Consider the following 11,846-nt stretch of genomic DNA (forward strand, 5'->3'; position numbering starts at 1 on the left):
TTGAGCGGTAGCCGCGCCAGACGCTTCAGGGCGGTGCAGCAGGCCGCCGTTCCGCGCAGCAAAACGTTCGACAGGACGGCGCGTGAGCGCTCCTTTGCCATCATCGAACAGCTGCTCGATCGGCAAACGGCAGCGACACGACGACAGATTGGCACTTTTCTCATCCTTGTCGACGGCCTGAGCCTTCTGCGCTTCGGGCGCCGCATCCATCGCCTGCGCCCGCGGCAGCTTGAGGCTTTGCTGGCACGGCTGGCCGATTCACGTATCGCGTTGATGCGGCGCGGCGTCGATGGCATCGCGACGCTGGTCAAGGCCAGCGTCTACGGCCAATCCGAGCTTCGCGCGCAGCTGGGTTACCGGCCTCCGGATGGCGTCGATGGCTGAGGCGCAGGTCATCGATGTCGACGTGGCCATCGTCGGTTCCGGCGCCGGCGGTGGCACCGTGGCTGCGCAGCTGGCCCCGCTCTGTGTGCGCGGCCTGCGCGTTGCCGTTTTCGAATGGGGCGGCCACTTTGCCGCGGCCGACAACACACGCCGTGAGCTGGAGATGGTCCGGCGCTACTACGTTGATGGCGGCGGCCTGCGTACGGTTTCAGGAGAGATCACGCTGGCGGCCTGTCGCGCTGTGGGCGGAGCGACCAATGTCTACACAGGGGTCAGCTTCTTTCCGCCACCCCATGTGCTCGACAAGTGGGCGGTGCCCGGCCTCAACATTGACGATCTTGCGCCGCGCTTGGCGCGTCACGCGGCCGACAACGGTGTGCATTATCACGTTGAGGCCGAGATCAACCGCAACAACCAGCTCTTCGCGCAAGGCTGCCGCGCGCTGGGTTGGACGCCGCGCACGTTTCCGATCAACACGCGCGGCTGCGCCGGTCTGGGGACGTGCAATCTGGGCTGCCCCCGCCAGGCCAAGCAGGGGACGGCGCAAGTCCAGTTGCCGCGTGCCGAGCGACAGGGCGTGAAAATCTTCCCCTATTGCCGCATCGATCGCATCGACAACGGGGTGCTGCTCGGCGAAGTCGAAGCCCCGCCGGATGGGCTCCGGCCGGGGCCCTTGTCACCGGGGAAGCTGCAGGTGCGCGCGAGACGTATCGTGCTCGCCGGTGGCGCGCTGTTCACGCCGACCCTACTCATGCGCAGCTTTGCGGATGCGATGCGTCGCTGGCCGGCACTGGGCCGCTACTTCACCTGTCATCCGGCGCTGACGCTGGTTGGTCTGCACGATACGCCCGTAGATGGGCCCATCGGCCATCCCAAGAGTTTCTACTGCGATGATTTCGCGCGGCAGGAAGGCTTTCTTCTGGAGAGCTGCTTCTACCCGCCCTTCGCCACCGCACGGAATCTGGTCGGTCTGGGTGACGATCTGGATCGCATGATGGGGCGCATTGATCACCAGCAGCAGGTTCTGGCGCTGGTGCTGGATCGCGCGCAGCCGACCAACCGCATCGTGATGGGTTCCGACGGTGGCCCCAGGATTCACTACGCAGTCGACGCCGCACTGCGCGCCACGCTCGCAAGTGCTATTCGAGCCAGCGGACGTCTGCTTTTTGCCGCGGGAGCGCGTTGCGTGCATCTGCCTGGCACCCAGGCTTTCCTGAGCACGCACGAGGAAGCCGATCGGCTGGGCAGCCTGGTGGCACCCGCCCGCCTCAAGGCCGGTCGGGTCACGATCAGCGCGGCGCATCTGATGGGGGGATGTCGCATGGGGACCCAGGCCGCCGCTTCCGTCACCGACGCATAGGGACGCGTGCATGGGCTACCCGGTGTCTATGTCGCCGACTCGAGCCTGTTTCCGGACTCCGTCGAGGTGAACCCCTACCTCACGATCATGGCCTTGGCCGACCGAACGGCCGAGGCCGTCGCTGCCGATATCGGGCTGGCGCTGCCGCTGCGCGAGGCGCGCGGGGCGTACCAGGAAGAGGAACAGCATTTGAGACTATCGAGTGGAGCACGGCCATGATCAGTCACGAAGTCAGCCTGCCGGTGGACGAGATTCTCGAGGCGGTGGAGCGCTTTGCGCGGGAGCGTGTCGCGCCAATGGCTGTGCGTCATGAGCAGCCGATGACAGCCGATACCGTGGCACAGCTCAACGAGGAGGTGGTGCAGCTGGGTCTCTTGCCGTTGGAGGATTGCGGCGGTACCGGCCTTTGGGAGGACTCGGCATCGCCGACCGCTAGGCGGCTTGGGCTGAGCATCCTTCAGCCCCTGTCTCGTGCCAGTACGGGTTTTGCCTGGCAGTTGCAGGAACGGGCTCTGGCGCTTTGGCTGGCACGACGTCTCGATCTCGACGGCACAGGCCTCGTTGTCGTCACGCAGGGCCGCTATGGCCTGGCGCGCCATGCGCTAGCCCGCTATCTGTTCGGCACGCCATTGCGCGCCGAGGACGAGGCGATGCTCGATGACTGCTTCGGCACTGCAACCGGCACGCGGCTGCTGGTGGCTGCCGACCCCTGGTGGCGCGTGCTCATGCCGGTATGGCGGAAGGGCCTTGGCATGCAGTGGGTGTGCTTCGCGCGGGAGGCCGTCGAATCCGGTCGGCACGAGCATCTGCATGGCCTGGACGAGCTGCTCGGTATCGCGTTGATGCCTCAGTCTGCCATCGAAGCCGAGCTGCCATCCCCGATACAGGACACCCGCAGCCTGATGAGCGGCGTGCTGGTTCTGCAGGCCGCCGGACAGCTTGCCTTGGCGCATGGCGCACTGCGTCGCGCCCTCGAAATCGCGAGCGAATACGCCGGGCAGCGTCGGCAGGGGGGCGTCCGCATTGACGAGCATCCGGCCGTTCAGGCCTTGCTGACCGACGCTCGCTCGGTACTCGCTGATACCGAAGTCTGGCTCTCCCGACTCGCTGCGTTGGAGCCGGAGGCGCCGCCAAGCCTGAACGAGGCCTTCCTGGCGCGCGCCAGTCTGCACCCAAGGATCTGTGGCGCCGCCAATGCCTGTATGCAGGTGCTTGGCGGAACCGGCTACATGCGGGACTGCGGGGTCGAGAAGATCGTGCGCGACTGCAATGTTTTGCGCTTGCTGCACGGCACGCCGGTGGAGCTGCACATGTTCGCCTCGGTGTTCTCCGTCAACGAAGCCTCGGCGGTTTGATCTACGTCATGAACCGCTGTCTCGCAGGCGCGCAGGCTTCAATCGGAATCTGCGTCCCAGCAGGGGAGGGCCTTGCGATGAGAGCGTCACAGAATCACTGGGTGCCCGGATCGTCAGCGGTACGGCCTCGCGGGAATGGCTGAGATCATGGGACATCCTCAGCCCATCGTCTCCAGCAGCGGCAAGCCGGTCATCGCTGGTGCTGCGAGCGGCGACGCCGAGCATTTGCTAGGACATTTGCCCCCTACGCACGCGTTATCCCCGCGGCGGGCATTTGCCGCGCTGCGCTTTCCAACCCGACTGCTGGTCGATGCCAGTCCAGTTGACCCCTGGGAGCTGGACACGCGCCGCCTGCCAGCCACCCTGCAGCGATTGCGCCGGCGCACGCGCGCATTTGTGCAGCGCGAACTGGAGCCACTCGCGCTGCAGATCGACGCGATGCCGCACTGGCCGGCAGGTCAGCAGCCCGAGGAGCTGAATGAGTTGCTACGCCGCGCCGGGCGAGCGGGCCTGCTGACGGATACGCTGCCGTGGCCCCTGGGCTCGGGGCCGCCAATGCGTTATCGGCATTCCCTTGCCATGCAGCAGAGCATCAAGGTCGAGGAGCTGGCGCGCGGATGCGGCGGCCTGATGCTGCTGCTGTCCGCCCACGTGCTGGGTCTGGCGCCCCTGCTGCAGAGTGGAGATCCCCGCCTTCTGCGCCGCTTTGTGCTGCCGGCGTTTCGCGCCTGCCGTCGCGGCGATCCGCATCTCTTCGCCTACGCGATCACTGAGCCGGCCGCTGGATCCGACGTCGAGGATGGTCACGGTGCTGCCTGTTATCGACCGGGCGTCGTTGCTCGGCGTACCGAAGGGGGCTGGCTTTTGCGCGGTCGCAAGTGCTTTATCAGCGGCGGCGACGTCGCCAAGAGCATTGCAGTCTTTGCCGCCCTCGACGGCGAGGATATGGCCTCCTGGACCTGCTTTCTGGTCCACAACGACAGCCCCGGCTTCCGCGTGGCACGCACCGAGCTGAAGATGGGCATGCGCGCTTCCGGTGCGGCGGAGCTTGAGCTCGAGGATGTCTTCGTGCCGAGTGACCGGGTCGTCGGTGGATTACGTCAGGGCTGGGCGTTGAATCGCGCCACGCTGAACATGTCGCGCCTGCCGGTAGGCGCCATGGCGGTGGGTTTTGCCCAGGCGGCAGCGGACATCGCCGTGGATTTCGCGCGCAGCCAGAGGCTGGGAGATCGCCGGCTTATCGACTACCAGGAGGTCCAGACCGCCATTGCGGACATGCTTGCGGAATGTGCCGCAATCCGGGCCTTCATCTGGCAAAGCGCCCGCAGCTGGGCGCCCCGGCAGATGACCGGAGCCGCCTGCAAGTTCCATTGCACCGACGCCGCGGTACGCGTGGCGTACCAGGCCATGGATCTTCTTGGCAATCACGCGGTGTTGCCCGGAATGCGCGCCGAGAAAGTGTTCCGGGATGCACGCCTTACCCAGATCTTCGAAGGCACCAATCAGATCAACCGACTGGCGCTCATCGAGGATATGCAGGACCTCTTCCTCAACGTTTAGCGGAGATTGTGATGGCGACCGAACTTCGAAGCAGCATGACACTTGTCCGCGAAGATCCCTTCTTCGACGTGCGAAGCAGCGCCGTGACGACGAGTCAGGGCAGCGTCGAGTTACCCATCCTCTACCGGGACAGTACTTGCGTTCAGGCCTTCTTCCTTTGCGATCTCGATCGCGTGCGCGCGGCGCTGCTGGATCGCCCGTTTGACCCAGGGCTGGTCATCGGGCGACGCGCGCTGGTTTCCGTCGCATTCTTCGAGTACCGCGATACCAGTATCGGGGTCTACAACGAGGCGGGTATTGCCGTACCGGTCGTGCCATATGGAACGCGGCCGCGAGGATGGCGCGAACTGCTTTGGGATGTCGACAATCCGCGGCGCGAGCTGGGCTTTCACATCCTGCATCTGCCGGTGACGACCGCCATTGCCAATGCTGGCGGGCGTGAGATCTGGGGATATCCGAAATTCATCACCTCCATACCGTTCGCGCTGGAAGGGGCAAGACTGCGCGCTGAAGTGCGTGATCCGGATTGTGATTCGTCCATCGTGAGTCTCAGTGGAAGGATGGGGCCTGCCCTGCGCGTGCCGACCATGAGCCTTCTGCTGTATTCGCGGAAGAACGGTAGATGGTTGCGAACTAGCGTCAACGCGCGCGGCACGACACGGGCTTCGATGAGTGGCAGCGTGCGCCTGCAGACCGGAAGTTCCGAGCACGCAATGGCCAAGACGCTTCGCAAGCTCGATCTGACCGAGGCGCGCCCGGTGATGGTGAGTCGATGCACCGACTTCCAGTCGCGACTCAACGAAGGCTTGTCGATGTCGGACCCCGGCAGCGTGTGACGGATTGTCGGCGGGGTTGACCGCATGCCCTAAAACAAGTAAAAAGAATACTACTTTATTCATGTCGCAAGGAGAGAACAGGATGGCGCAGCTGCAAGAACAAAGTCTCGGCGAGCTCGCTCGCACCATTCCCGGCGCAACGGCTGTCTTCCACAACTACCGGCTCGACTTCTGTTGCGGGGGCGACAAGATGCTCCGCGAAGCCGCGCAGATGCGGGGCGTGGATCCGGATGAGGTGGTCGCCAGGCTGGAGGATCTGCTGGCCGCGCCACCTTCCGCCGAGCACTGGGAACAGGCCAGCGAAGCAGAGCTGATCGACCACATCCTGGTGCGCTATCACGATCCGTTGCGCGAGCAGCTCCCTGAACTGCAGCGGCTGACCCGACGCGTGGAGAAGGTGCACGCTGCGCATCCCGATTGCCCGGCCGGGCTCGCCGATGTACTGGCGCAAATGGAGGAGGAGCTCGAGATGCACATGCGCAAGGAGGAGGAGGTTCTCTTTCCGATGCTCGCCAGGCGTCAGCATGGGGCCGCCTCTCAACCGGTGCGCGTGATGCGCGATGAGCACGACGCCCATGGTGAGGTTCTGGAGCGCATCGCGACGCTGACCAATGACATGCAGCCCCCGGAGCGAGCCTGCAACACCTGGCAGGCGCTATACGCCGGTCTGGCCCTGCTGCGGCACGATCTGATGGAGCACATCCATCTGGAGAACAACGTCCTGTTCCGGATGGGGCAGACACGGGCACAGCCGGCCTAGCCTCCGGCACGGCGCGCCCCGGATATTCCGAAGGTCCGCCTTGTCCTTCCACGCTGCCGGAGCGGCAGTAGGAGCGAGTAGTGCGCGCTTTGCCGGTGGATGTCGTTTCGGTGCAATCGCAGGTGGTCTACGGCCAGGTGGGCAACAATGTCGCTGTTCCGGCCCTGCAGGGCTTCGGCCTGCGAGTCGCCGCCGTGCCCACGGTCGTCTTGAGCAATACGCCGCATTACCCTAGCGTGCACGGTGGAGCACTGCCTGCGTCCTGGCTTGCAGGCTATCTGTATGACCTGCGCGCCCGCGGCGTGTGGCAAAGCGCGCGCGCCGTGCTCAGCGGCTACATCGGCAGCCCCGAGCAGGCCTCCTGTTTGGGCGAATGTCTGCAAGCCTTGCAGCAAGGGGTGAGGCCGCCATTGATCCTGGTGGATCCGGTGCTCGGCGATAGCGACAGCGGCCTGTACGTTGACGAGCGGCTCCCGGACATTTTCCGGCAGGCGCTGTTGCCCTATGCCGACGGCCTGACGCCGAACGGATTCGAGCTCGGCCTGCTGAGCGGCATGCCGGTCGATGACGTCGACGCCGCAGTGCGCGCGGCGCGTACCTTAATGGGAACGCGCGTGCAGTGGATCGTCGTGACGAGCGCTGCACCGGTTGCTGTGGCCGGCGACGAGATGCAATTGCTGGTTGTTACGCCGGAGCGCGTCGAGCGGCTTGTGCATCGCCGTGTGCCGATCGCGCCCAAGGGGACCGGTGACCTCTTCAGCGCGACGCTGCTGGGACACTGGCTGACCGGCCTCGACATCGTCGAGGCCGCTCATCAGGCGGCGCAGGCCGTGCTTACCGTGCTGGAAGCGACCTCACGGGCGCAGTGCGAGGAAATGCTGCTGCCGTTGCCCCCGGCCCTTCCGTAGCCGCTGCCTCAGGCGGCCAAACAGGCGCGATAGGCCGCCCGTGTCGCCATGAAATGGTCGACGGGAAAGCGAATCGCGACGCCTTCCAGTGCCGCGAGCAGCATTTCCAGATGCGCGTCCCAGCCGGCAGCTGCGCGCGCCATGTCCTCGTTTGCCGGTACCTGGATGCTAAGGCAGAGCTGGGTTCCGGGCGCGCCGTCGGCAAGCTCCCAACGCAGCGGACGTTCCGGACCGTTGCCATCGTCCCAGGAGTAGCTCAGAAGCCTCTCGGGCTCCAGCTCGCGAATCGTGCTGTCGATGCAGTTGCCGCTCTGCCCGAAATCGAGGCAGATGCGGCCGCCGACGCGAAGCGCAATATTGCCCGGCGCCAGCCATTGCCCGAGTGCCTCGGGCGCAGTGAGCATGCGCCAGACTGACGCCGTATCGTGCTCCGGAATGTAGCGATGCAGGCAGGTGGTCAGCGTGTCGCCCTGCCGGAGAACGGTGCAGCAGGGAGCCTTGGCTTGCGCCATGATCAATTCCTCCGCGAAAGCGGTAGTGCGTGAACACCGATTATTTCGGGCTAGTCTCCCGCCGGTATTGATGCACATCAGTTTCTTGCGGAAAAGCGGCTCATGGCGCTTAAGGGGCATCCGGTGGCTCGCCGCGCTCGCAGCGTCTGCACCACAGTTTGTGGCCCAGCATTGCTGCGCGGCCCTCTGGGGTGGTCACCCAGGGGCGATTGATCCACGGCGGGCGATGGCGCACGTGCTGACGGTGTCCGCAGGCCAGCAAGGCGCGCCAGTCACCCAGCTCGTCTCGGTCGAAATCGACGATGGCCTGCCACATGTTGCTATCGACGCTTCAGCGCGCGGGCACACGCAGAAGCAGCAGGAACAATAGCGCCAGCGCCAGGCTCCATAGCGCCGCTGCCGAACCGAGGGCGGCGAGGTTGTTGGCACCAAGCAGGCGCGTCAATGCGGCGAGACTCATCAGTCCCGCCACGAGCGGAAGCAGCGGCTGCTGTGCCGGTTGGTGGCGATTGCGCGTCAGGCGAACGCGCGCCATGACGGCGGTGCTCAAGGTGCCCAGCGCGCCGACAGTGATTGCGTGCGCAGCCCGGCTGGGGGGCAGCAGATCCAGCGTCCAACTCAGGCCCAGCAAGCCGAGGCCGACGACGAGCCAGGCGTAGCCGGCGCCCAGGCACCAGAGATCCGGTCTCCTGCGGCAGGCCCAGAGCCGCCAGCGCACGAGGCGCAGCAGGGCGAGGGCGGCGGCGGCAAGACTGAGCAGCCCGGCCAGGGGAGGTGCTCCGGGAATCGCCAGCGCGATGATGGCCCCCGCAACAGTCAGCAGCATAGCGCCCTCGATGGTCGGTTGGACACGATGATGCAGCGTGCCGCCACTTCGTTCGATGGCGCCGGCAGCGGCCGGGGCAATGATGCGCCCGCCCATGAACAGCATGAGCAATGAAAAGAGCAGCACCGACTGTTGCAGGAGCAGGAACTGCAGCCATACCGGCCCACTGACGAATGCCAGCTGCACACTCGGCACCGCGGCGCAGATGGCGATCAGCAGCGGCGCGATGGCACGGTTGCGCAGCTTCTTCGCGCCGCGCAGGAAAGGCGGCGCCACGGTGGCGGCCAGCAGCAGCGCAAAGGCGAAGTTGCTGAGCAACGCCAGCGCTCCACCTGGCATCATCAGGAAGCTGATACGGCCGAGCAGCCACAGCCCGGCCAGCGCCAGTACGCGTGGCCGCGGGCTGCGCGTTACCAGAAAGCCGGTAACAACAGCCAGCCCGAAGCCGAAAAGCAGCTCGTGGGCGTGTCCCGTGACGCTGGCCCAGCCCGGGAGCAGCGCAGCACCAGAGAGCATGCCGTGTACCGAAGCCGGCACTGCCAGCGCGCCGTAGGCGGCTGCGGCTGGAAAGAAGATCCCCTCCGCAGCTACGGGGCGCGCTCGCCGGGTGGGTTGGGAGTCGGAAGCTGGGAAGGCGGGCACGGTGTGGAGGAGAACGGGGAGCGGTATTGGTGATCGTGCGCGACAGCTGCGTGTGCCGCACGGCGGCCGGCAGAGGCCGACGGCAGGGCGCCAGAGTATGCCGGGCATAGCCGGCAGTCGTCTTGATTCGAATCAATGCCGTGCTTGGCGGCGCGGATGCGCGTTGAGAGCTGTTAGACGGGTGACAGCGCCCTTTATGCACCCGATATGGGACGCGGTGCGGGAGATTTCGCAGGAGACCCACGAGCAGGCTTTCGTTGTCCTGGCTCCTGTCATGCGAGTGCTCGCTCTGCAGAGTTCGGGGGGCGCCTGCCACCGGTCCGGGCATCGCGTTGCCAATTCGGTAGCTGGATTCGCGAGCGCCGTCCTGCCATATGGCCCGGGTGTCCTGTCGTGTGCGCGCGACAACGCCGAGTCTCGTTGTGCCCTTGATCCGGATCATATTCCCGGCCCGGCGAAGGTGACAGACTGCCGCTGCGGTAAGACGTGGCAGTCGCCATGCAGCTGCAAGAACTCCGAGCGCTTGGCGCCTACCGCCAGCACGACCGATGGCTAGGGCGGGAGCGCCCTCGCTGGCGGAGACTTCTTCTTCGTGCGAGCAGGGTGTCTGGGGAACCCGGCCGCCTCCCGGCATTGGAAAGGAGCGACAGGATGGACGAGGCACTCAAGGACCAGTTCGGGCGTCGGTTCGCCTACCTGCGGCTGTCAATTACTGACGTCTGCAACTTCCGCTGTGAATACTGCCTGCCCGACGGTTATCAGGGTACGCCCCGCGGCTTTCTCGGGCGCGGCGAGATCCAGCGACTGATCGGCTATTTTGCCCGCCTCGGAATCCGCAAGCTGCGGCTGACCGGCGGCGAACCGCTGGTGCGTCGCGATGTGCTGGACATCGTGCGTGATGCGGCAGCCACACCGGGCATCGAGCGGCTGGCCATGACGACCAATGGCTATCGCCTCGTCGACCTGGCTCAGCCCTTGCGTGAAGCCGGGCTGGATGCCATCAACATCAGCCTGGACAGCCTCGATTCCGAAAATTTTGAGCGCATCACCGGCGACCGACGTCATGTTCAGGTGATGGCCGGCGTCGAAGCAGCTCTGGCGACCGGCTTCGAGCAGGTCAAGATCAATACCGTGCTTCTGCGCGGGCTGAACGATTTCGAGGTGGCCGATTTCGTCGAATACGTGCGGGAGCGCGCGCTGTCCGTTCGCTTCATCGAGCTCATGCGCACGCGCGATAACAGCGACTATTTCGATCAGCGCCACGTGCGCGCCCTCGCTGTCGCGCAGCAGCTCGAAGCCGACGGCTGGACGCGATATCAGCGCGAGGCTACCGATGGACCGGCGATCGAGTTCTCGCATCCGGATTACGCCGGGCGCATCGGTTTCATAACCCCCTATGCTGCCGGCTTCTGCGATGGATGCAATCGGTTGCGGGTAACGGCACGCGGTGGTCTGCGGCTCTGCCTCTTTGGCGACGGCACGCGGGATTTGCGTCCCCTGCTGCAGGACGATGCGCAAGAGACGGCTTTCCGCGAGAGCGTCTTCGATGCACTCTTCCATAAGACGGCCGGCCACCGGCTGCATGAAGGTGATTACGGTGATACCCCGCATCTCGCCATGACGGGGGGCTGATGCATATGGCGATCCCGTACGCCGCTGTCTTCCGTTCGAGCCGCACCGCAACCGCGGATGCGCCAGCACCAAAGGAGTCCCTGCGAGGACCCGGGTAGAGGTTCAGCTTTATGGCGGCTTCCGTGAACACGGTAAGGGGGATAGCGTGGAAGTGACGCTGGGCGAGTGCTCGACCGTCGCCGAACTGCGCGCAGCCTTTGCCGCGCAGCTGGGCAGCGAGAGAGCGCGCGCTCTGCTGAAAGTTTCAGTCTTTGCAGACGATGAACGCGTCCTGCTCGATACCGATCCGCTACCGACGGGCAGCGTGCTGTCGGTACTTCCTCCGGTCAGCGGCGGGTAGGAGCATGGCGGTGAGCGGAATCATCACGCTGATTAGCGGAGCGCCACTGGATGCGGAGGCCGCGCTGTCGCATTGCTCGGCCTCCGGACATGGCGCGGCGGATCTGTTCATCGGCCGTGTGCGCGATCACAATCTCGGGCGCGAAGTTCGTGCCGTCAGTTATGACATGCACGCCACGCTGTGCCTGCGCGTCTTCGAGGACATCGGTCGGGAGGCGCGCGACGAGTGGGGTAAGTCGCTGCGCCTGTGGCTCGTGCACCGTCACGGTCGACTGGCGGTGGGCGATGCCAGTGTGATTGCCGCAGCGAGTTCAACGCACCGCGAAGAGGCCTTTCGTGCCTGCCGCTACCTCATCGAGCAGATGAAGCATCGCGCGCCGATCTGGAAGCAGGAGCACTACACCGATGGCGACAGCGAATGGGTGCAGGGGCATGCCCTCTGTCAGCACGGATGAGGCAGCGGCCCGTCTTCTGCCTGCGTCGTGTTGACCGGCGAGGCCTTGATGCGCATACCGTCTGGCAAGAATATGCCGATCTCGGGGTGCCTCGCCTGAGTGACGGAGGGCGCCCAATCGCGATGACGACGCGGTCGCGTAGCGGCCTGTCGTTGGCCAGTCGATGGAGTTGAGGAGGTCGCGCCGCCGCGACGCTGTAGCGGGAAACGCGCAACTGCCGCTCCGGACGCGTTGGTGTCACGCACTTGATCTAGATCAACGCCGAGTCCGTCATGCC

11 protein-coding genes, 2 pseudogenes and 1 riboswitch are annotated in these 11,846 nt (G+C 65.4%); of the genes and pseudogenes, 10 read left to right on the forward strand and 3 right to left on the reverse strand.

What is annotated here, in order from left to right:
* The 7 genes and pseudogenes from U743_RS04980 to pdxK all read left to right on the forward strand — a co-directional run bounded on the left by U743_RS04980 (position 1) and on the right by pdxK (position 7,163).
* Positions 1-384, forward strand: coding sequence for a hypothetical protein (locus tag U743_RS04980; protein WP_156966341.1), 384 nt, complete (start codon positions 1-3; stop codon positions 382-384).
* A 163-nt stretch (positions 385-547) separates the two neighbouring features.
* Positions 548-1,963 (forward strand): annotated as a pseudogene (locus tag U743_RS19265) (GMC family oxidoreductase N-terminal domain-containing protein).
* Entirely contained in the window at positions 1,960-3,099 is a 1,140-nt protein-coding gene (locus U743_RS04995) for an acyl-CoA dehydrogenase (protein WP_043766027.1), read from the forward strand. The pseudogene U743_RS19265 and the gene U743_RS04995 overlap by 4 nt, the downstream one beginning before the upstream one ends.
* Positions 3,100-3,246: 147 nt before the next feature.
* Positions 3,247-4,659 carry an acyl-CoA dehydrogenase family protein gene (locus U743_RS05000; protein ID WP_084191707.1) on the forward strand — a complete coding sequence of 471 codons (1,413 nt, stop codon included), beginning with the start codon at positions 3,247-3,249 and terminating at the stop codon, positions 4,657-4,659.
* Between the two features lie 11 nt (positions 4,660-4,670).
* Positions 4,671-5,495, forward strand: a complete 825-nt coding sequence (locus U743_RS05005; protein WP_052367545.1) for an acetoacetate decarboxylase family protein — start codon at positions 4,671-4,673, stop codon at positions 5,493-5,495.
* A gap of 82 nt (positions 5,496-5,577) precedes the next feature.
* Complete coding sequence (gene ytfE / locus U743_RS05010) at positions 5,578-6,255, forward strand: iron-sulfur cluster repair protein YtfE (RefSeq protein ID WP_043766029.1); 678 nt, start codon at positions 5,578-5,580, stop codon at positions 6,253-6,255.
* A gap of 80 nt (positions 6,256-6,335) precedes the next feature.
* A complete protein-coding gene (gene pdxK, locus U743_RS05015) occupies positions 6,336-7,163 on the forward strand; it encodes a pyridoxine/pyridoxal/pyridoxamine kinase (RefSeq protein ID WP_043766033.1) in 828 nt (275 codons plus the stop codon).
* A gap of 8 nt (positions 7,164-7,171) precedes the next feature.
* On the opposite strand, the gene U743_RS05020 is transcribed toward pdxK, so the two are convergent.
* The 3 genes from U743_RS05020 to U743_RS05030 form a co-directional block, all read right to left on the reverse strand.
* Positions 7,172-7,675, reverse strand: coding sequence for an SRPBCC family protein (locus U743_RS05020; protein ID WP_043766035.1), 504 nt, complete (start codon positions 7,673-7,675; stop codon positions 7,172-7,174).
* A gap of 109 nt (positions 7,676-7,784) precedes the next feature.
* Positions 7,785-7,991, reverse strand: a complete 207-nt coding sequence (locus U743_RS05025; protein WP_043766039.1) for a DUF3565 domain-containing protein — start codon at positions 7,989-7,991, stop codon at positions 7,785-7,787.
* Positions 7,992-8,006: 15 nt separating this feature from the next.
* Complete coding sequence (locus U743_RS05030; protein WP_084191371.1) at positions 8,007-9,251, reverse strand: NnrS family protein; 1,245 nt, start codon at positions 9,249-9,251, stop codon at positions 8,007-8,009.
* Between the two features lie 394 nt (positions 9,252-9,645).
* Positions 9,646-9,803: riboswitch (molybdenum cofactor riboswitch) on the forward strand.
* On the opposite strand from U743_RS05030, the gene moaA reads away from it, so the two are divergent.
* From moaA to U743_RS05045, 3 genes and pseudogenes are all read left to right on the forward strand, one after another.
* Positions 9,795-10,775, forward strand: coding sequence for a GTP 3',8-cyclase MoaA (gene moaA, locus U743_RS05035; RefSeq protein ID WP_043766044.1), 981 nt, complete (start codon positions 9,795-9,797; stop codon positions 10,773-10,775). It overlaps the preceding riboswitch by 9 nt.
* A gap of 112 nt (positions 10,776-10,887) precedes the next feature.
* Positions 10,888-11,115, forward strand: a pseudogene (locus tag U743_RS05040) (MoaD/ThiS family protein); the annotation flags it as partial.
* 10 nt (positions 11,116-11,125) lie between these two features.
* Complete coding sequence (locus tag U743_RS05045) at positions 11,126-11,569, forward strand: molybdenum cofactor biosynthesis protein MoaE (protein WP_198021940.1); 444 nt, start codon at positions 11,126-11,128, stop codon at positions 11,567-11,569.
* The last annotated feature ends 277 nt before the right edge of the window (positions 11,570-11,846 follow it).

The organism is Algiphilus aromaticivorans DG1253 (assembly GCF_000733765.1).
GTDB lineage: Bacteria > Pseudomonadota > Gammaproteobacteria > Nevskiales > Nevskiaceae > Algiphilus > Algiphilus aromaticivorans.